The organism is Microvirgula curvata, assembly GCF_054781615.1.
In genome coordinates this window covers 20,257-41,147 of the sequence record NZ_BAAGUB010000037.1, presented here as the reverse complement: position 1 = coordinate 41,147, position 20,891 = coordinate 20,257, and the positions used below count along the sequence as shown (strand labels likewise).

Here is a 20,891-nt window from a genome sequence, read left to right as displayed (position 1 = left end):
CCGCTGTCGGTGCGCTGGCGGGTGGCGGCGGGAGACGAGTGCAGCGCGGGCGGGCTGGCGCTGCTGCAGTATCCGGGTTACTGCGTGGACCGCAGCCGGCCGGCACGCGAGGCACCGCCGCTGCCGTTTGCGCAGCAGTACCGGGATGCGACATTGAAGCCGGTGCTGGTCCGCAAAGCAGACAGTGATGAGCAAAGGCGGCGTTTTACACCCTGGTATGCCTGTGCACTGGACGAAAATGACACATACCCTGGTACCGCCCGGCCAACAGAAAACCTGCAGCGTTCATTCGACAGCGCCCACCGCCCCCAGATAGGCATGCACGGTGAACCGATTAACTGGGTCGGCATGAAAATGCAGCTGTACGATCTGGGTGACGGTGCACGCAGCTACGACCCGGGCATTCAACGCTTTCTGACACTCGACCCTTTCAGCCCTTTTTCCATCGGTGGCATGAATCCATACCTGTTCTGTTCCAGTGATCCCGTCAATCGCCTGGATACGACGGGCTATGTTTCCTACCAGGCAGGCTCTTACAGTTACTCGGCATCCACCGCCATCGCTGCGGGTGCCACCGGCTTGATAGCTGGAGTCTTTGCCATTCTGAGCATCCTGACCATGACAAGCATGCTTCTCATATTGGCAACACTGGTGGGTGGCATTATTCTGGTCGTAGCCGCGTCAATGCAGATCGCATCCGGCGTCATCATTGACGCTGACCCGGAATATGGGGGCCAGCTGGGTGATGCCTCGAATATTCTGTATGGCATTAGCGGTGCCATCCTGCTCATTCCTGCCGCAGGTTCAACCTGGAGCGGTTTGCTTAGAATAAAGAATTTTACATGGAGCATCACGCAACGCTGGCGCAACAATGCGAGCCATTCCGTCAAGACATTAACCGATGGCATCCCGGGTTTATCGTTAACTTCACCACGCCCTCATCTGGTCCGATCCCTGTCCAGCTCCTATCCGGAGCTGGGAAACCTGTCTGTGTCGGCATGTCCAAAATTATATTCCAGCCTGCCAAGAACACCCTTTGCGCCAGTCAAAAACATTTCCGAAAATTCAATCTACCATTCGGCCAAATCATCGATTGCTGACTCGCTTTCAATGACATTGCATTCATTTATAAAATTACCCTGATCAATGATCAAAAAACGCCCTGCTTTTATTGGTGCACTCAGGGAGAAAATCCATGCTGTTTTATTCCAATATCTTCAGTTTGATGAACTGGAAGCAGGATGGGGTCAATCCAGCCTCTGGCATGTATATTCTGAATATCCCGCTGGCAGACATTTCCGCCAACCAGCTGCAAGGGCCGGATCTGGACCTGGCCCTGCGCTTCAATCAGTTCAATGCCAATGACTATGGTTTCGGAACGGGCTGGGAACTGAGCCTGGCAAGAATCGATGAGGATCCCGACCCGGACGATGCTTCTTCCCCGCTGCGCACGCTGGTATTGTCAGATGGAAGCCGATACCGGATGAACACGGAGGCGTCCGGCGCTGTCAGTCTGCAATACAAGAAAACCAATACTTTTACCTTCAAGCAGGAAACAGATGGCAGCTGCACGATAGTCCATATCGATGGTCGTATTGAAACGATTTCATCGGGGAGGACGACCTGTATTACCATCCCCAGCAAGAAGCATTTGTACATCAGCTGGAACAGCGATAACACCTTCACCATCAGTGATGATAGCGCAACCGTGCTGCTGTCCAGCAGCATGACGCAAACCGACAACGCCAGAGAGCATTTGGTCACATCACAGCGAGGCAAATTCGCTTTTACACTGCTGGGTCCCCAGCCCTATCAGTTGCGTGCCATCTCCATACCGGGCACAGGCAACCCGATCCTGTATACATTCAGTTACATCAGACACAACACCAATTATTTTCTTATCAAAAACTGGAAATCACTTATTAATTATTTTCAGGAGCAGGCGATAGAGTACACGACCCTGCCCGCTCCCTCCGGGCTGCAAGCGGCCATATCGGCTGTGTCAGCCGTATTTATCACCCGAACTGCCTTTTCCGTCGCCCCCAAGAAAACTGTCGATATCCGGTACGAATATCCTCGCAGGAATTATCTGGGCTATCCCGATATTACAACCTGGGTAGACAACACGGACAATCTGGAAAATTTACCCGGGTCCTATTCATACAGAGTCATTGAAACGGTGGGAAACAAGGACACCCCGTCAAAGACGGTGACACACACCTACAACAAATTCTATCTGCTCTCAAAAGTATTACCGCAAGAAAAATCCAGCGATCGCATCTGCTTTACCAGTTTTTCCTATCAATTAAAATATTCGGCAGGGATTGATGGCCAGTCTCCAAGTTTCATGCTTCCGGTACGAACCGACATCAAGTCGGTCACTGGAACAGGCAGCAACAAGGTGTACACGAATTTTTATACGACTTTAGAATATGATGATTATTCAAATTTGATAAATTTCAGAAACATGGATGGAATGAGAGAGTGGTATGTTTATTATCCAGCGGCAGGAGAGACGGCAGAGGATGGCACCGTACTCTGCCCCCCCGAGCAAAATGGATTCATTCGCTTTCTTAAATCAAAAACACGTTCATCCAAAACAGCGCCCGATGAGCTCCCCCAAAAAACATGGCAATACACTTATGCAAAATCCACGAACACCGACCTGATCCAGAGCAACAACGAACAATTCTTCTTTAAAGACAAAAATTCACCATCCAGCATAAGCCCATTAAAAAAAACAGCCTACACTTATGATGATCCAGGCCGTATGACAAAAGCAGTCAGTGAAACTGGCGGTATCGCAGCACAGGGAGAAGCAGCCGCACCAGCCTATTTTGCAACAACGGTCACTTTCACCTATACCGACAATTCGGCGGACAATACCGTTACCATAAAAAAAGAAACAACAGGCCATGATAATTCAGAAATAAAAAAAACAGAATCCATCACCCAGCGCTATATCACAGCAGATGTCATTTCTTCCACCGACAACAACAACAATATTACCGATTTTGAATATGATCAACTGGGAAGAATTACAAGAAGCACATACGCCAAAGGCTATCCCGGCTCCATGACGACAGATGTCGTATTCGATGCACTTTCCAATAGCACCACCACGACAAGGTCATCCCTTCCTTACGCTGAAATAGAGATATTCGATGGCTCAGGCAATCTGATCAGTACCTCCTGGCTCGCCCCCTCCAGCCGTTCTTCCTCTCCGGAGGCACCCGGCATCAGCTATGAAATCATTCGCAATGAGTTCAATGACCTCAACCAGCTTTCGACAGAAACCCGTTTCGATTACCCAAATCCAGCAAGCACGGTGACGCCTGTCGCCCCATTGGTAACACTCATTACTTATTACAAATGGAATATTTATAATGAGCTTCTGTCAAAATACGATACAACCCTGTCAAAGGATGTCTATGAATACGACACAGTCCAGGGCAATGCAAACCAGAAAACCGTTACTACCATCTCGACACCTGGCGACAAAAAAACAATAGCATACTGGAATGACACCCATCAGGTTTCAAAGGAGGAAACTTACCCATCGAGCAAAGCGAGCACGCCCGATGTTACAGAGACGTTCTCTTATGATGATTTCATGAGACTGCGTTTGCATACGCGAACGGAAAGAGAAGAAAAATATTTTCTGTACGATGCATTCGACAGAAAAATTTCCGAGACCGGCACATCGAGCGGCACAACCCTTTATGCCTATGCACCGCATAGCAGCGACACACTGATATCCAGAATATCCGTTGACTCTGTTGTTATCGGAGAATCAACATACGATGGGCTGGACAGGGTTACCACTTCGACAACATTGTCGGCAAAATCCGATTACGACTATTCAAAAACCAATATTTTTACATGCCCAAACCGCATTTCCATATCCGGCGGGCGTGCATGGGATTATGAATACAACTCGGCACTTGGTCAGGTCACAAAGCAAAAAATCCTGGATGAGTCTCGCATCACAATATCGGTTTTCTCATTCAGCTACGATGAAAAAACCGGTTTGCTGGTAGAGGATAAAGTCGTTCAAAATGAAGGAACGTTCACCAGAACACTGGCCTACAACCAGTTTAATAAACTGGTAAAGGAAACTGGAAGCTGGGGCTTTAGCGCATTGGGAAGATACTCGACAGAAATTCTTCCTACCGTTTGTGGGAAGCCAGAGCAGGTCCAGGTCTCTTTCAATAAAAACGCATCCATCATCAGAGCAGTATACAAATACGACGGCAACGGCAACGAAAAATTCGTTATCTTTTACCTTACGCATGGAGAATTGAACAATTCCATTATCTGGCTTTCCCATATCCATCGTTCAGCAGCGACGGGGAATATCACCGGCATCGACAATTATGCAAAGCATCTGTCCAGAAACAGTGTTTACAATGGCATCAGGAAAAATTTTCACTACGGAAATTATAATCTGGTTGTTTGCAACAATTACATTTTTTACAATCACAACATTCTGCAAACCGTCATGCAATACAACAGGCATTTGCAGCTCAGCGATGTCTCCTACACATTCAGCGCCACAAATACCCACAAGTGGTCCGAAACGTACGAGTACAACAGCCGTGGCTCCCTCTGGAAATGGAGGAGAGCAGGCAATGTCGTTTACCGTAACGAGTATGATCAAATACAAAATTATCAGCGTTTCGAGTACGATAGCCTGAACAATATTTATCGAATCAGGGGGGAATCAGGCAGAGAAGAAACGGAGTCCCTGTATACCTACAACACAGCCTTCCGGCTTGAAAAAATATTGACGACACAGTCTGGCTCTCTGACTCGCACCCAGGTTGACCTGGCCTACGACACGGAAGGCAACATCATCAGCAATACCTGCACCCGATTCAACACCACCACACAGAATAAGTTTCTTTATGGCGCGGCAAACAATATTACGAAATTAACCACTACAGAGCAGGGAAAAACACAAACGCATTCTTATTTTTATAATGCGGCAGGGAAAAAAATATGGACCTCCATACAGAGTGCCGACACGCGGAAAAACATTGCCACCATCCACGCTGGTCATTGCCTGCAAATTGAGCAAGAAGAATTGGCTCTGCCTGCATCGCAACAGTCATTCCGCATTAACCATCAAGTCAATGGCGAAATTGCCTGCACCACCGAAGCACATGCAAACGGGCTTGTCGAAGTCAGGCCCTGTTTCAATGGTCCCTATCGAACGCCCATTGTGGAAGGGCATATCAAGGCGATTCTCCACGATCAGGTGTACAACTACAGAGTCGATACAGAATACAGCTGTTATGATTTCCGTATCCGTGGGCAGAATCCATACGGGATGACTTTCGATCTCGGATCCAGCTTCTATCACCCGAACGTTCTCCTGACACAACTACCGGATTTTTCCTGACCGGGCAGGGCCGGCGCCGCCCACCGTCCTCGCCAGCAGTTCGAGCAGCACCCGCCCCTGTGCCCAGTCACCCAGACCCGATGCCGCGTTGATATGCCCGGCCTTGCCAATTCGCACCAGGTCGGTGCGCCAGGCGCCAGCCAGCGCTTCCGCCCGGTCCAGCGGGCAATACGGGTCATCGTCGCTGGCTACCAGTATGGCGGGAAACGGCAATGCTGCCGCCGGGATCGGGGCAAATCCGGCCAGCGCCGCCGGTACGCCGCTGCGCTCGACATCGGCCGGCGCCACCAGCAGCGCACCGGCAATCGGCCGGCCTCCCCGGCGCACATGATGAGCAACGGTCACGCAACCCAGGCTGTGGGCGACCACCAGCGCCGGCTTGCGGCATGCGGCCAGGGCCGCATCCAGCCCGTCGAGCCAGCGCGGCAGCTCCGGCGTATCCCAGTTGCCATGGGCCACCCGCACGGCGTCAGGCCATGCCAGTTGCCAGCGGCTTTGCCAGTGTTCGGCCGAGGAATCCTGCCAGCCAGGTTGAATCACGATGTCGAAGTCGGCGATGCTCATAGCGCTTCCGTTGCAGTCTGTCGGCCCGGCTTCCCGGTCACATGGGGGGACTGTAATGGAGTCAGCATATAAGCAAAAGAAACCAATTACGATTTCCAAATTCTGTTTGTGCCCGATATGCATCGCGCCATGCGCCGCCCACCCGTATCGGCTGTGCCATACTGGCAGCGCCTTTCTTCATCGTCCGGCCCCTCCCCCACACAGTCAGTCAAAGGAGTCCTCCCCATGAGTGCTACCCGTTCCGAACACGACAGTTTCGGCCCCATCGACGTGCCGGCCGACCGCCTGTGGGGGGCACAGACCCAGCGTTCGCTGGAACACTTCGCCATTTCCACCGAACGGATGCCCGAGGGGCTGATCCGGGCGCTGGCACGGATCAAGCGCGCGGCGGCCGGGGTCAATACCACGCTGGGCCAGCTTGATTCGCACAAGGCAAAAGCCATCATGGATGCCGCCGACGATGTGATCCATGGCCGCCATCCGGGCGAGTTTCCGCTGTCGGTCTGGCAGACCGGCTCGGGCACGCAGAGCAACATGAACATGAACGAGGTGCTGGCCAACCTGGCCTCGGAAAAACTCGGCGGCACGCGCGGCGAGGCACGGCTGATCCATCCGAACGATGACGTCAACCACGGCCAGTCGTCGAATGACGTGTTCCCGACCGCCATGCACGTTGCCGCCGCCGAAGGCCTGCACGACCAGTTGCTGCCGGCGGTGCGTGCACTGCGCGACACACTGGCGGAAAAAGCGCGCACCTTCGCCCACATCATCAAGATCGGTCGCACGCATCTGCAGGATGCGACACCGCTGACGCTGGGCCAGGAGTTCTCCGGCTATGTCGCCCAGCTCGATCTGGCCATCGGCTATGTCGAAGCCGCGCTGCCGACGCTGTACCAGCTCGCCATCGGGGGCACGGCGGTCGGGACCGGCCTGAATGCGCACCCGGATTTTGCCGGACACATGGCGGCGGAACTGGCGCGCGACACCGGGCTGCCATTCGAGAGTGCGCCGAACAAGTTCGCCGCGCTGGCCGGGCACGAACCGCTGGTCCATGCCCATGGTGCACTGAAGACGCTGGCCGCCGCGCTGTTCAAGATCGCCAACGACATTCGCTGGCTGGCGAGCGGTCCGCGCTCGGGGCTCGGCGAGCTGTCCCTGCCGGAAAACGAACCGGGCAGTTCGATCATGCCGGGCAAGGTCAATCCGACCCAGGCCGAAGCGCTGACCATGGCCTGCGTGCGCGTACTCGGCAACGACACGACGGTGAACCTCGCCGGCGCCAGCGGCAACTTCGAGCTGAATGTGTACAAGCCGGTCATCATTGATGCGTTCATGCAGAGCGTGCGACTGCTGGCCGATGCCTCGCGTTCGTTCGATCACCACTGCGCGCGCGGCATCGTCGCCCGCGAAGAACGCATTGCCGAACTGATGTCGCGCTCACTGATGCTGGTCACCGCACTGGCGCCGCATATCGGCTACGACCGTGCCGCCGCCATCGCCAAGCATGCCCACCATCACGGGCTGACGCTGCGCGACGCGGCGATCGCCCTTGGCGCAACCAGCGCCGACGATTTCGATGCCTGGGTCCGGCCGGAAAACATGGTCTGACGGAACAACAAAAAGCCGCACAGGCAGACTGTGCGGCGTTTTCATTGACTGCAAATTCTGGTCGGGGTGAGAGGATTCGAACCTCCGGCCTCTACGTCCCGAACGTAGCGCTCTACCAGGCTAAGCTACACCCCGAATGGTACCGGCTCGACCAGACGAAACGGGTTTTCGTCATGGTTGGAAAGACTGGTCGGGGTGAGAGGATTCGAACCTCCGGCCTCTACGTCCCGAACGTAGCGCTCTACCAGGCTAAGCTACACCCCGATCTTTCCCCGACGTTCGCGGCAAATAGCACCGCCAGTGGCGTCGAGAGGTCGCAATATTAAGCAGCCGGACCGGCAATGGCAAGCAGTTTTTAGCGCCGGCATGCGGCTTTGCGGCGCAAATCATCCAAAAACAGCGGCTTATGTGCCGGATCAGTTGCGGCGGCACGCGGCAGCCTGCAATCGGCCGTGCCCGGCCGGCGTCCAGCGCTTACAATCGCCGCCTTGCCATCAACTCAGGAGCGCTACGCGATGTGGTTCCGCCAGCTTGCCCTCTTCCGCCTCGACCCCAGACAGCTGCCCGATTTCGACAAGCTCGAAACCGCCCTGGCCCGGCATCCGTTCGCCACGTGCGGCGGGCTGGACTGGTACAGCGACGGTTTCGTCCCCGCCGCACCGCACAAGCCGGACCAGATGCTGGCCCGCGCCGGCGGTGCCGCGCTGGTGACGCTGAAGCGCGAGGACAAGGTGCTGCCGGCCGCCGTGGTGCGTGACTTCGTCGAACGCCGCGTGGCCGAGATCGAGGAAAAGGAACTGCGCCAGGTCGGTCGCAAGGAAAAGAAGGAACTGCGCGAGACGGTCGAGGACGATCTGCTGCCGCGCGCGTTCACCAAGAGCGGTCGCAGCCGCTGCTATATCGATCCGCAATCCGGCTGGCTGGTCGCCGATGCCGGCGGGACCAAGGCCGAGAACCTGGTCAGCGCCATCCGCGAACAACTGCCGCCGTTCCCGGCCCGCCTGCCGCGCACGGCGCTGTCGCCGGCCACGGCCATGACCATGTGGCTGGCCGAAGGCGCACCGGACGGTTTCGAGCTCGACAGCGACTGCGAACTGAAATCGCCCGGCGATGATGGCGCCACCATCCGCTGCGCGCGCCAGGATCTGACCGCGCAGGAAGTCCGCCAGCACGTCGATACCGGCAAGCAGGTCACCCGCCTCGGGCTGATCTGGCAGGAACGCATCCGCTTCGTGCTGACCGACAAGCTGGAACTGAAACGGGTCCAGTTCCTCGACGTGATCGAGGACGAGGCCAGCCAGGCCGGCGACGACGCCGAAGCGCTGTTCGACGCCACCCTGCTGCTGATGGTCGGCGAGCTGCGTGGCCTGATCGGCGAGCTGATCGAGGCGCTCGGCGGTGAACTGCCGGTCGATGGCGAATCGTCACCGGCGCCAGCACCGGCACGGCCGGCGCCGGCCGTCACGCCGGCAGCGGCACCGGCCGGAGACGCGTCGGTACCGCCGTGGGAATGACGGTACAACAATGAAAAAACCGCCGCGAGCAGCCCTCGCGGCGGTTTTTTCATCCGGGCCAGGTGGCCGGCTCAGTCGAACCAGTCCGCATCCGGCAGGCCGCCAAACACCTGGCGCAGGCCTTCTCCCCAGCCCCGGCTCAACTGGTGGAAATACGGGTCGTCTTCGCCGATGCGATGGGGAACCGCCGGCGCGAACGAGTCGGTGCGGTAGATCAGCATGTCGATCGGCAGCCCGACCGACAGGTTGCTGCGCACGGTCGAATCGAACGAGATCAGCGTACATTTGGCGGCTTCTGCCAGCGGCGTGCGGTAGTGCAGCACCCGGTCGATGATCGGCTTGCCGTACTTGGCCTCGCCAATCTGGAAATAGGGCGTGTCCTCGCTGGCCTCGATGAAATTGCCCTGCGGGTAAACCTGAAACAGGCGCGTGACCTCACCCCGGATCTGCCCGCCGATCAGGAAACTGCCACCATAGTCGACGCCCTGGTCCAGCGTGGCATGCCCGGTACTGTCGCGCGCCATGACCTCCCGGATGGTGCTGCCCAGCAGGCTGGCCGCGTCATACATCGATGCCACGTTCATCAGGTTCGGCCCGTCATGGCCCAGCCGCTGGCGCAGCAGGCTGATCACGCTCTGGGTAGTCGCCAGATTGCCCGAGTTCAGCAGCACCAGCAGGCGCTCGCCGGGCGCCTCGAACACGGTCATCTTGCGGAAGGTGGAAATGTGGTCGATACCCGCATTGGTCCGCGAATCCGAGGCAAACAGCAGGCCGGCTTCCAGCCGCATGGCTACGCAATAAGTCATGGCGATCGTGTACAGGAAAATCGTTTGGAGGGCATCACTGTAGCCTGTCGGCTCCGGTCTGCCACGCGCTTTTACTGATCTGCTGCCGACGACACCACCCGGGCCGCGATATGCATGATTTCATCGCCGCCGCCGACCCGCATGCCGCGCACCGGGCAGGCATCGAGATAGTCGAGCCCGACCGCCAGCTTCACATGCCGGCCGGCAGCCAGGCACAGATTGCTGGCGTCGTAGCCCAGCCAGCCGCCGTCCATCCACAGCTCGGCCCAGGCATGGCTGGCGACATGCTCGATATCGGTGGCCAGATAGCCGCTGACGTAACGCGCCGGCACGCCGAGCCGGCGCGCGCAGGCAATCATCGCGTGGCTGTGGTCCTGGCACACGCCCAGCCGGCCGGCGAACGCTTCTGCCGCCGAAGTGGCCGCATGGGTCACGCCCGGCGTATACGGCATGTGCTCCGCCAGCGCCACCATCAGGTGCTCGAAGCCCCGGCGGCGATCGGCCATCACCGCACCGGCAAATCCGGCGGCGAAACCGGACAGCGCGGCATCGGCAAGGCTCAGCGGCGTATCGCGCAGGAACACCTCGGGCGGCAACCGGTTGTCGGTTTCGACATCCGCCTCGCGATCGTCGGTCTCCACCGTGCCGACCGCGCGCAGGTGGATGTCGACATGCGGCACGTCGAGCGTCAGCACATGCAGCGTATTGCCGTAGGCATCGGTCCCCGCTTTCGCCCGCGCCGGCAGCTCCAGCCGCCAGTCGAGTACGCGCACGCGCGCCGAGGAGCGCGGCGTCAGCCGCAGATACTGGATGCTGCGCCGGACCGGGTGGTCGTAGCGGTAAATCGTGTCGTGTTCGATGGCCAGCTTCATGACGGGCTCCCGGCAGAAAAGGAATCGGAGCGGCGTGCGCGGCCGCGCATCAGCCGGCTTCCAGATAGGCGGTCTGGATCGCTTCGCCGAGTTCGGCCGAACGCGCCAGGAAACCGGTCAGCCATTCGTGCAGTCCCTCGGCCAGGATCTCGTCAACCGCCCCGTACTCGAGGCTGATCGCCAGTTGCCCGGCCAGTTGCTTGGCAATGCGGCCGGCATCTTCCCCGCCCTGCCCGCCCCTGACCTCGGCCAGGTTGGACCAGATTTCGGCATAGCAGGCGCGCAGCGAACGCGGCACGTCCGGACGCAGGATCAGCAGTTCGGTCACCCGCCGTGCATCCAGGCTGTCGCGATAGGCAGCGTGATAGGCCTCGAACGCCGACAGCGAACGCAGCAGCGCACTCCAGGCGTAGAAGTCCGGTGCGCTGTCCTCGGCGGCTTCGGCCACCAGATGCGACTTCACGTCCAGCAGCCGCGCAGTATTGTCGGCTCGCTCGATAAAGATGCCGAGACGGATAAAGCAGAAGGCGTCATTGCGCTGCAGGGTGCCGTGCGTCGCGCCGCGGAACAGGTGCGAGCGCTCCTTCACCCAGTCGAAAAACGACGACACGTTCGGCACGCCGCGCGCGGGCAGCGTACGGCCTTCGAGCCAGGTGGCATTGATCGCCTCCCACATTTCCGCCGTGATCTGGCCACGCACCGCATGGGCGTTTTCGCGCGCGGCCTTGATGCAGCTGAGCACCGAGGACGGGTTGTCCAGATCCAGCGCCATGAAGTCGAACAGCCGTTCGACGTCCAGTTGAACCTGCTTGGCCTCGAAGGCCTGCAGCGAGCCGGTCACCACCAGCGGCGCATTCAGTTCGATGCCGCTGCCGCGCGATTGCGGCAGCAGCGACAGCGAGTGGGTGACATCAAGCATGCGCACCAGATTTTCGGCGCGCTCCAGGTATCGGCTCATCCAGTAGAGCTGGGCAGCAGTGCGCGAGAGCATGGGATCGGTTCCGTAGTCTTTAGAGGGAGGGGCCGGATTCCAGCACCCAGGTGTCCTTGGTGCCGCCGCCCTGTGACGAGTTCACCACCAGCGAACCGGCCTTCAGCGCGACCCGGGTCAGCCCGCCGGCCACCATCGAAATCTCGCGGCCGGTCAGCACGAACGGTCGCAGGTCGATATGGCGTGGCGCGATGCCGCTGTCGACAAAGGTCGGGCAACTCGACAGGCACAGCGTCGGCTGGGCAATGTAATTGGCCGGTGCGGCTTCTATCCGGCGGCGGAAATCGTCGATTTCCTGCCGGCTGGCCGCCGGGCCGACCAGCATGCCGTAGCCGCCGGCACCATGGACTTCCTTCACGACCAGCTCGGGCAGGTGGGCCAGCACGTGTGACAGGTCTTCCGCACGCCGGCACTGCCAGGTCGGCACGTTGTACAGAATCGGCTCCTCGCCAAGGTAGAAGCGGATCATGTCCGGCACGAACGGATAGATCGACTTGTCGTCGGCCACCCCGGTGCCGATCGCATTGGCCAGGATCACCGTGCCCTGACGATAGGCGGACAGCAGTCCCGGCACGCCAAGCATCGAGTCACTGCGGAAGGCCAGCGGGTCGAGAAAGGCGTCGTCGATGCGACGGTAGATCACGTCGACCCGCTGCGGCCCCGCCGTGGTGCGCATGAACACGCCGTCGTCGTTGACGAACAGGTCCTGGCCCTCGACCAGCTCAACCCCCATCTGCTGGGCCAGGAACGCATGCTCGAAGTAGGCCGAGTTGTACGGCCCCGGCGTCAGCACCACCACCGTCGGCGCCTCGACCTGGCTTGCATGGCGCAGCGTGTTCAGCAGCAGGGTCGGATAGTGCTCGACCGGGGCGACCGGATAGCGGGCGAACAGCTCCGGGAACAGCCGCATCATCATCTTGCGGTTTTCCAGCATGTAGCTGACGCCGGACGGCACGCGCAGATTGTCTTCCAGCACGTAGTAGCCACCGTCGGCGTGACGGATCAGGTCCACCCCGGCGATATGGGTATAGATGTCGTGCGGCAGGTCCAGCCCCTGCATCGCCGGCTGGTACTGGGCATTGGCAAACACCTGCTCGGCCGGAATCAGCCCGGCGCGAACGATGTCATGGTCGTGATAGATGTCGTACAGAAAGCGGTTCAGCGCACTGACCCGCTGGCGCAGGCCGGCTTCCAGCATCCGCCACTCGTCGGCCGGCACGATGCGCGGCACGGTGTCGAACGGGATCAGCCGCTCGGCGCCGGCTTCGTCGCCGTAAACGGCAAAGGTGATCCCGGCCTTGTGGAACAACAGATCGGCTTCGGCATGCTTGTCCGCCAGCCACTGCGGCGTATGCGCATGCAGCCAGTCGGCAAACGGCTGGTAGTGCGGGCGCACGGCGCCCGAGGCAAGCAGCATTTCGTCGTAATGCGCCGGTGCCGGCAAGGTAAGCGCGTGCATGGCTGCTCCCGTGTCTGATTCGCCGCAGGGGTGCGGCGTACGCTCCACGCAGACGCAAATGCCGTGCCAGCACGGCGGTTACGCACGGGAAGACGCTGTCAGATCATCATAGATGGCAGCCGGGCCTGACCTGCGCGCGGCGCCTGCAGTCAGTGCGCGGCGCGCTCGAACAGGGTCAGGTGTTCCGACGTGTCACCCTCCTGACTGCCTCGCCAGAACAGCGCCCAGCCCGATGGTAGCGGCATCGGCGCGCCCCGGGTTTCGGCCAGCAGCTAGCGGCAGTACTACCAGTCTGGCAGCAATCGGTTCAGATAGCGCCGTGTCCGGCAAGCGGGCAGCAGCACCGGCAGCAGCACGCTGCTCAGGGCAAAGATCGCCGGAATGAACAGCCCCTTGCTCATCGCGGCCATGCCGACCCCCAGCCCCAGCCAGACCGCATCACGCCGGCGCACAGCGCAACATCGGTAAACAGGTCGTGCACGTGCTTGATCATGCCGACCGAGCCGAGATACAGCGCCAGCGTCATCAGCACCCACCGGTCAGTCAGTCGTGCCGCAGCAAACGAGGCCCGGGCAAACAGCGTGGCAAAGACCGCCGCCAGCCCGGTGTAAAAGGCGCTGGCCAGCCGTGCGGCGTCATGCAGTGGCAGGACGGGTCGAAGCCAGTGGGCAAACAGCGTTGCCGTCCAGTAATACAGCGGCGGTTTTTCCAGAAACGGCTGGCCGGCATTGGTCGGCACCAGCAATTGCCCGCTTTCGACCATATGCTGAATGATGCCGAAGCTGTAGGCCTCGTCCTGTTTCCAGGGGGTATGGCCAAGCGTGCCGGGCAACAGGCAGACCAGCAGGGCGCACAGCAGCCCGATGGCCAGCGGCCAGGACAGCGTGAGCCAGCCGCCCGTCCGCCATGTGTCGCGGACGGGGGAAGGGATGGCGGCAATGGGGGAGCGGAAAACAGTCGGGCTCGAGCTCATGGCTGGGCAGGTCGCAAACAACAGTATTCGTGTCATTTTGCCCGACAGCAATTAGTGCTCAATGAGCGCTTTCATGCTGGCCGGCCCGGTTTTTTCCACCAGGCGGAATTCGGCTGAAATAACAAATATCGCTAAATACCCAGATAGCAAATGTCGATATGATGTGCATGGGCAGAGACGCACCGGCCCGGACAGCAGGCCCGATCGCGAAGGAACGCCCTCCCCTTCGACACGGGGCCTGTCACGCAGGCCGAAATAACGAACAGACAAGCTCGGTCCCGGAGACGCAAACGTGTTCACCCCCTTAGTCAAACTGGCAGGCAAGCTCAGGCGCGGCGCCCTGGCCTCGGCCGAACTGCAGGCGCTGGCGCAGGCCATCGATGCCGTGGTCAGCATTGACAGCCGAAACCGGATCACCTTCTTCAACGCGGCGGCTGAAAAGCTTTGGGGTTACCGTCGCGACGAGGTGCTGGGCCGGAACGTCAGTCTGCTGGTACCGTCCGACATCCGCCCGGTCCACGATTCGCTGATCAACCGCAACCGGGATACCGGTGTCGACCGCATTGTCGGCACCCGGCGCGAAATCCGCATCGAACGCAAGGACGGCTCCACGTTCTGGGGCAGCATGTCGCTGTCCAAGGTCCGGCTCGGCAAGAAAATCACCTATACCGCTTTCATCCGCGACGTCAGTGCCGACGTGCAACTGCGCGAAGAACGTCACCTGCTGTCCCTGGTTGCCCATGAAACCGACAACGCGGTCATCATCTGCGACGGGAACATGCAGATCCAGTTCGTGAACCGCGGTTTCACCACGCTGTTCGGCTACCAGCTGGAAGAAGTGCGCGGCAAGCGGCCGGCCCATGTGCTCGCCGGCCCGGAAACCGACCGGGAAACGCTGGAACGGGTCAGTCAGGCTGCCCTGCGCCCGGAGAGCATCTATGAAGAACTGCTGCTGTACGGCAAGCAGGGCGATGCCACCTGGGTCTCGACCGTGGTCAATCCGACCATCGGCAAGGATGGCCGCCTGCAGCATTCGATCTCGGTACTGACCAATATTTCGGAAACCAAGCAACTGCAGCTGCTGCAGGACAGCATCCTGGAAGCCGTGGCCTGCGGGCTGCCGGTCAGCGAAGTGGCCGAGCGCATCTGCCTGCAGGTCGAGCGCATTGCACCGGACGTGATCGCCTCGGTGGTACGCATCGACAAGGAAGGCTGTATCCGCCCGCTGGCCGCACCCAGCCTGCCGGACAGCTATATACAACTGCTCGACGGTCTGCCGATCGGCCCGAATGTCGGCTCCTGCGGCACGGCCGCCTTTCGTGGCACCCCGGTCATCGTGTCGCAGATCGACACCGATCCGCTGTGGGCCGATTACAAGCACCTGGCCCTGCCGCTGGGGCTGCAGGCATGCTGGTCGATTCCGATCAAGGCGCGCGACGGACGGGTGGTCGGCACCTTCGCCCTGTACTACCGCAAGCAGGCGCGGCCTTCGCAGTTCCAGCATCGCATCATCGATGCCTGCGTCTACCTGTACGCGCTGGCGCTGGAGCGCGAGGAAGCCAATGCACGCATCCTGACCCTGGCGCTGTACGACGAACTGACCGGCCTGCCGAACCGCTGGTTCCTGCGCGAGAAACTGGATCAGGCCATTGCCCGGACCCGTGAACGCGGCTCGCAGATGGCGTTCCTGTTTCTCGATCTGGACCGCTTCAAGCACATCAACGACTCGCTGGGCCACCCGATCGGCGATCGCCTGCTGCAGGTCGTCGCCCAGCGGCTGAAACAGCACGCGCAACAGGACTGGATTCTCGGCCGCTTCGGCGGTGACGAGTTCGTGCTGGTCCTGCCCGACTGCGGCGCCGAACGGGCCGGCAGCGAGGTTGAGCGCCTGCTGGCCTGCATGGTCGAACCGGTCCGTATCGACGACCATACCATCACGACGTCGGTCAGCATCGGCATCAGCCTGTTTCCGCATGATGGCGACGATATCGACACCCTGTTCAAGCATGCCGACATGGCCATGTACCAGGCCAAATCGGCCGGACGCGGCACCTTCCGCTTCTTCAGTCATGACCTGAACCGCCGTGCCCAGGACCGGCTGACGCTGGAAACCGCACTGCGCGTGGCCATCAGCACCCGCCAGCTGACCCTGCACTACCAGCCCCAGGTCCGGCTCGGCGATGGCTCGCTGTACGGGGTGGAAGCGCTGGCGCGCTGGCAGCATCCGGCCCACGGGACCATTTCGCCGGCGCAATTCGTGCCGCTGGCAGAGGAATGCGGGCTCGGCGACGCACTGGGCGAATGGGCGCTGGACGAGGCCTGCAGCCAGTTGTCGCACTGGCGTCGCCTGCGTCTGCCCGTGCCGTCGGTCTCGGTCAATCTGTCGCCACGGCACTTCCGCAGCATCAAGCTGGTCGAGCTGGTCAGCGACACCCTGCGCCGCCACGGACTGTCGGCCTGCGACCTGCGGCTGGAACTGACCGAAGGGGCCATGCTGGATACCCGCTCGGAAACCCGGGCCACCCTGGCCGCCATCCGTGCGCTGGGCATCCAGCTGGCCATGGATGATTTCGGGACCGGCTATTCCAGTCTCAGCCAGCTCGGTCAGCTGGCCATCGACGAGCTGAAGATCGACCGGGGCTTTATTCACCAGCTGGAAGAAAGCGCGCGCGCCCGCACGCTGGCATCCGGCGTGATCCGCATCGGCACCGGTCTGAACCTGACCCTGGTCGCCGAAGGGGTGGAAACCGAGTACCAGCGCCGCTTTCTCGAAGAACACGGCTGCCAGATCGTGCAGGGCTACCTGCTGGCCCGCCCGCTGCCGCCGGAACAGCTGGAAGCGTGGATCAGCGAACGGGAAGCCCTGACAGCGGCCCGTCAGCCATCGGCGGCGTAGCGGGCAAAAAAAGCCCGGCCAGATGGAATCATGGCCGGGCCAACCTCGGAGCAGTCCGCTACAGCAGACGCCATACTGCCAACAGCAGCGCCGTGATCGACGCCGTCGTGCCCAGCAGCCAGCGCGGCAGTCTCGCCTGGGGGACGAAACCGACGCCGCGCACAAACCCCGCGCTCATCGACCAGAACACCAGCAGCGCGGCCACATGGTCGGCGCGGCCGTCGTGATCGGCCAGCAGGGCGGGACAAGCCACCGTCACCAGCATGATCGACACGGCCAGCAGCAACAGCGGCAGCTGCATGCCGGGTTCCGGCGCCGACGGCGCATCGGCATGTTCAGTCATCGTCACTTGCCGAAGCCGGGGCCAGCGACGCCTGGCGTGCGTCCTCGTACTCCCCCCACATCGCATTGAGAATGGCGAGCAGCACGGCAAAACCGATGCCGAGTGTCCAGGCGAAATACCACATGACGAATTCTCCTTCAGAAGTGGCAGTGGCTACCGCCACCGCCGATGGATTCGGGATGGCCTGCCGCCCGGCCCTGCGGGTCGGCAAGCCACTCGGCCAGCGCACTGGCAGGCAGCGACTGCGCACTGATCACGGTCCGGATGCCGTGGCGGGCCAGGCCCTGCACCAGCCCGGCCCCCACTCCGGCCGTGATCAGCACCTCGATGCCCGCGAGCGGATGCGATGACCAGTCCCCGCCCTGCATGCTCTCGCGCAGGGTCTGGCTGATATCCAGTTCCACCGACCGGAAGCGCTCTCCGTCAGTGAGCAGAAAGTGACGGCAGCGGCCGGCATGGGCGCTGAGCGTCCGGCGGTTCTGGCAGGTCAGGGCAATGTGCATTCCGCCTCCTCAGTAGGCACTGTGATCGTGCTCGCGCACATAGGCGGCGGTGACCTTGCCGCGCATCACGCTGTAGGCCCAGCGCGTATAGACGATGATGGTCGGCATGAAGATCAGCGTCGCCACCAGCATCACGCCGAGCGTCCGCTGGCTGGACACGCTGTCCCACACCGTCAGGCTGGATGCCAGGTCCAGGCTGGACGGCATCACGAACGGGAACATCGATACGCCGGCGGTGCCGATCACACCGGCCAGGCCGACCGCCGACGCCCAGAAGGCGGCGAAGGTCAGGCCGCGCCGCGCCAGCAGCAGCGCCAGGCCAAAGCCGGCATAGGCCAGCAACGGCACCAGCAGGGTCGACGGGTACAGCCGGTAGTTGGCCAGCCATGCTCCCGGCGCACGCACCACGGTTTTGGTCAGCGGGTCCGGCTGGGCGGCGGCATTGATCGCCGAGGTAATCACATAGCCGTCGATGCCATAAGCCAGCCAGACGCCGGCCAGCGTGAAGGCGGCCAGTGTCAGCAGGCCGGTCACGGTGGCCCAGGTGCGCGCGCGGCGCTGGATGTCGCCCTCGGTGCGGTGCATCAGGTAGACCGCGCCATGGAAGGTCACCATCGCACTCGATACCACCCCGCACAACAGCGCGAACGGATTGAGCAGACCCCAGAACGACCCCTCGTAGTACGACACCAGATTGGCGTCGAAGCGGAACGGCACCCCCTGCAGCAGGTTGCCGAATGCCACACCGAAGATCAGCGGCGGCACAAAACCACCGATGAACAGGCCCCAGTCCCAGGTCGAGCGCCAGCGCGGATCGCGGATCTTGCTGCGGTAGTCGAAGCCGACCGGCCGGAAGAACAGCGCCCACAGCACCACCAGCATTGCCCAGTAGAAACCGGAGAACGCCGTGGCGTAGACCAGCGGCCAGGCGGCGAAGATCGCCCCGCCGGCGGTGATGAACCACACCTGGTTGCCGTCCCAGTGCGGGCCAACGGTATTGATGACCACGCGCCGTTCGACGTCGTCGCGACCGACGAAGGGCAACAGCGTGCCCACGCCCATGTCATGGCCGTCCATGACGGCAAAGCCGATCAGCAGCACGCCAACCAGCAGCCACCAGATGAGTTTCAGTGTCGGGTAATCGATCATGTCCGTTCTCCTCAGTGCGCGGTGGCTTCATTGGCGTAGCGGCCGGTGCCCAGGCTGCCCGGCCCCTGGCGCGCAAAGCGCTGCATCAGGAACACCTCGATCACCAGCAGCACGGTGTAGAAGCCGATAAAGCCGGCCAGCGAGCCGTACAGCGAACCGACCGACAGCGTCGACACCGACAGCCGGGTCGGCAGCACGCCGTAGATGGTCCACGGCTGCCGCCCGTACTCGGCCACCAGCCAGCCGACTTCGCAGGCGAACCACGGCATCGGCAGGCTCCACAGCGCCGCCTTCAGCAACCAGCGGCGCTCGGCAAAGCAGCCCTTGACCGAGTACCACAGCGCAGCGGAGAACAGCGCCAGCATCCAGAAGCCCAGCGCCACCATCAGGCGGAAACTCCAGAACAGCGGCGCCACGCCCGGAATGGTGTCGCGCGCAGCGGCATCACGCATGGCCGGCGTCGCGGCACCGACATCATCGGTGTATTTTTTCAGCAGCAGACCGAAGCCGAGATCGGCCTTGTGGGCGTCGAACGCCGCCAGCGCCGCCGCATTGCCACGGTCGGCGCGCAGGGTTTCCAGCGCCTTGACGGCCACGATGCCGGAGTCGATGCGCTGCCGGTTCCGGGCGACGATCTCGTGGATGCCCGGGATCTCCCGGTCGACCGAGCGGGTGCCGATCAGCCCCATCACCCAGGGAATCTCGATCGCCCAGTCATTCTTCATCTCGGCCTGGTTCGGCCAGGCGATCAGGTTGAACGATGCCGGCGCCGGCTCGGTGTGCCACATGGCTTCCATCGCCGCCAGCTTGGTCTGCTGCGCCTCACCGACGGTATAGCCGGACTCGTCACCCAGCACGATCACCGAGCACACCGAGGCGAAGCCGAACGCGGCGGCAATGCGAAAGCTCTTCCTGGCGAATTCGACGTCGCGCTTGCGCAGCAGGTACCAGCTCGATATCGACAGCACGAACATGGCGCCGGTCACATAGCCGGCAGACACGGTATGGACGAACTTGGCCTGGGCATCCGGGTTGAATACCACGGCCCAGAAATCGGTCATTTCCATGCGCATGGTTTCATAACTGAACTCGGCGCCGACCGGGTTCTGCATCCAGCCGTTGGCGATCAGAATCCACAGCGCGGACAGATTGGTCCCCACCGCCATCAGAATGGTCACCAGCAGGTGCTGCTTGCGCGACAGCCGGTCCCAGCCAAAGAAGAACAGACCGATAAAGGTCGATTCGAGGAAGAAGGCCATCAGGCCCTCGATTGCCAGCGGTGCGCCGAAAATGTCACCGACGTAGTGCGAGTAGTAGGCCCAGTTGGTCCCGAACTGGAATTCCAGCGTGATGCCGGTCGTAACGCCCAGTGCAAAGTTGATGCCGAACAGCTTGCCCCAGAAGCGCGTCATGTCGCGATAGACCACCTGGCCGGTCATCACATGGACGGACTCCATGATGACCAGCATCCAGACCATGCCCAGCGTCAGTGGCACGAACAGAAAATGGTACATCGCCGTCGCGGCAAACTGCAGCCGGGACAGGTCGACCACACTATCAATTGGCATGTATTTCTCCTTGTTGTCTGTGCCCGGAAGGAGAAACCGGCGCGAATTGCCGCGCCGTGGTCGCGGCATCCACCTCGACGCGCTGATCATCAACGAACAGGTACCACAGCAGCACGATCGCCATGACCTTCAGCACGAGCACGATCACGATGTCGCGCAGCAGGCGCGGGGGTGGCGCAGTCATCCGGATCTCCTTCTTGTCGAATGACATCCATATCAATAACCGTGCCAGCCGCCCGGA

General features: G+C 60.9%; 17 protein-coding genes and 2 tRNA genes. 5 read left to right on the top strand and 14 right to left on the bottom strand.

Annotated features, from left to right (window positions below):
• Together ACYVG8_RS18965 and ACYVG8_RS18960 are read left to right on the top strand one after the other, a co-directional pair.
• Nucleotides 1–1,143 (top strand): RHS repeat-associated core domain-containing protein (locus tag ACYVG8_RS18965; RefSeq protein ID WP_460746594.1); only part of this gene is annotated, 1,143 nt, incomplete at its 5' end.
• A 52-nt stretch (nucleotides 1,144–1,195) separates the two neighbouring features.
• Complete coding sequence (locus ACYVG8_RS18960) at nucleotides 1,196–5,404, top strand: RHS repeat domain-containing protein (RefSeq protein WP_460746592.1); 4,209 nt, start codon at nucleotides 1,196–1,198, stop codon at nucleotides 5,402–5,404.
• Here the strand turns inward: ACYVG8_RS18960 and ACYVG8_RS18955 are convergent.
• Nucleotides 5,387–5,968 (bottom strand): RBBP9/YdeN family alpha/beta hydrolase, encoded by a 582-nt coding sequence (locus tag ACYVG8_RS18955; RefSeq protein WP_036386711.1) that lies wholly within the window; start codon nucleotides 5,966–5,968, stop codon nucleotides 5,387–5,389. The genes ACYVG8_RS18960 and ACYVG8_RS18955 overlap by 18 nt on opposite strands.
• 225 nt (nucleotides 5,969–6,193) lie before the next feature.
• Here ACYVG8_RS18955 and fumC point away from each other — a divergent pair, with 225 nt between their 5' ends.
• Nucleotides 6,194–7,576 (top strand): class II fumarate hydratase, encoded by a 1,383-nt coding sequence (fumC, locus tag ACYVG8_RS18950; RefSeq protein ID WP_028500215.1) that lies wholly within the window; start codon nucleotides 6,194–6,196, stop codon nucleotides 7,574–7,576.
• Between the two features lie 58 nt (nucleotides 7,577–7,634).
• On the opposite strand, the gene ACYVG8_RS18945 is transcribed toward fumC, so the two are convergent.
• Nucleotides 7,635–7,711, bottom strand: a tRNA-Pro gene (locus tag ACYVG8_RS18945).
• A 52-nt stretch (nucleotides 7,712–7,763) separates the two neighbouring features.
• Nucleotides 7,764–7,840, bottom strand: a tRNA-Pro gene (locus tag ACYVG8_RS18940).
• A 251-nt stretch (nucleotides 7,841–8,091) separates the two neighbouring features.
• On the opposite strand from ACYVG8_RS18940, the gene ACYVG8_RS18935 reads away from it, so the two are divergent.
• Nucleotides 8,092–9,090, top strand: a complete 999-nt coding sequence (locus ACYVG8_RS18935) for a recombination-associated protein RdgC (protein ID WP_460746591.1) — start codon at nucleotides 8,092–8,094, stop codon at nucleotides 9,088–9,090.
• Nucleotides 9,091–9,161: 71 nt separating this feature from the next.
• On the opposite strand, the gene ACYVG8_RS18930 is transcribed toward ACYVG8_RS18935, so the two are convergent.
• From ACYVG8_RS18930 to ACYVG8_RS18910, 5 genes are all read right to left on the bottom strand, one after another.
• The gene (locus ACYVG8_RS18930; protein WP_112692984.1) at nucleotides 9,162–9,896 is read right to left on the bottom strand and encodes a proteasome-type protease; all 735 of its coding nucleotides are present in this window, start codon (nucleotides 9,894–9,896) and stop codon (nucleotides 9,162–9,164) included.
• Nucleotides 9,897–9,967: 71 nt separating this feature from the next.
• Entirely contained in the window at nucleotides 9,968–10,768 is an 801-nt protein-coding gene (locus tag ACYVG8_RS18925) for a transglutaminase family protein (protein ID WP_028500212.1), read from the bottom strand.
• Between the two features lie 49 nt (nucleotides 10,769–10,817).
• Entirely contained in the window at nucleotides 10,818–11,759 is a 942-nt protein-coding gene (locus ACYVG8_RS18920) for an alpha-E domain-containing protein (RefSeq protein ID WP_028500211.1), read from the bottom strand.
• A 19-nt stretch (nucleotides 11,760–11,778) separates the two neighbouring features.
• Nucleotides 11,779–13,218, bottom strand: coding sequence for a circularly permuted type 2 ATP-grasp protein (locus ACYVG8_RS18915; RefSeq protein WP_028500210.1), 1,440 nt, complete (start codon nucleotides 13,216–13,218; stop codon nucleotides 11,779–11,781).
• Between the two features lie 397 nt (nucleotides 13,219–13,615).
• Nucleotides 13,616–14,191, bottom strand: coding sequence for an ArnT family glycosyltransferase (locus tag ACYVG8_RS18910; RefSeq protein ID WP_460746589.1), 576 nt, complete (start codon nucleotides 14,189–14,191; stop codon nucleotides 13,616–13,618).
• A 292-nt stretch (nucleotides 14,192–14,483) separates the two neighbouring features.
• Here ACYVG8_RS18910 and ACYVG8_RS18905 point away from each other — a divergent pair, with 292 nt between their 5' ends.
• Nucleotides 14,484–17,087: an EAL domain-containing protein gene (locus ACYVG8_RS18905; protein ID WP_051529025.1), complete on the top strand. Its 2,604-nt coding sequence runs from the start codon at nucleotides 14,484–14,486 to the stop codon at nucleotides 17,085–17,087.
• A gap of 58 nt (nucleotides 17,088–17,145) precedes the next feature.
• Here the strand turns inward: ACYVG8_RS18905 and ACYVG8_RS18900 are convergent, their stop codons facing one another.
• Genes ACYVG8_RS18900 through cydP form a run of 6 tightly spaced genes read right to left on the bottom strand, consistent with a single transcriptional unit; the run spans nucleotide 17,146 to nucleotide 20,834 of the window.
• The gene (locus ACYVG8_RS18900; protein ID WP_036386709.1) at nucleotides 17,146–17,430 is read right to left on the bottom strand and encodes a cyd operon YbgE family protein; all 285 of its coding nucleotides are present in this window, start codon (nucleotides 17,428–17,430) and stop codon (nucleotides 17,146–17,148) included.
• A complete protein-coding gene (cydX, locus tag ACYVG8_RS18895; RefSeq protein WP_036386708.1) occupies nucleotides 17,423–17,554 on the bottom strand; it encodes a cytochrome bd-I oxidase subunit CydX in 132 nt (43 codons plus the stop codon). The genes ACYVG8_RS18900 and cydX overlap by 8 nt, the downstream gene beginning before the upstream one ends.
• A 13-nt stretch (nucleotides 17,555–17,567) precedes the next feature.
• Nucleotides 17,568–17,933, bottom strand: a complete 366-nt coding sequence (locus ACYVG8_RS18890; RefSeq protein ID WP_028500207.1) for a NifB/NifX family molybdenum-iron cluster-binding protein — start codon at nucleotides 17,931–17,933, stop codon at nucleotides 17,568–17,570.
• A 9-nt stretch (nucleotides 17,934–17,942) separates the two neighbouring features.
• Entirely contained in the window at nucleotides 17,943–19,082 is a 1,140-nt protein-coding gene (gene cydB, locus ACYVG8_RS18885; RefSeq protein ID WP_315385369.1) for a cytochrome d ubiquinol oxidase subunit II, read from the bottom strand.
• Nucleotides 19,083–19,093: 11 nt separating this feature from the next.
• Nucleotides 19,094–20,650, bottom strand: a complete 1,557-nt coding sequence (locus ACYVG8_RS18880; RefSeq protein ID WP_107888645.1) for a cytochrome ubiquinol oxidase subunit I — start codon at nucleotides 20,648–20,650, stop codon at nucleotides 19,094–19,096.
• Nucleotides 20,640–20,834: a cytochrome oxidase putative small subunit CydP gene (gene cydP / locus ACYVG8_RS18875; protein WP_460746587.1), complete on the bottom strand. Its 195-nt coding sequence runs from the start codon at nucleotides 20,832–20,834 to the stop codon at nucleotides 20,640–20,642. Before cydP ends, ACYVG8_RS18880 begins: the two co-directional genes overlap by 11 nt.
• Between the last annotated feature and the right edge of the window lie 57 nt (nucleotides 20,835–20,891).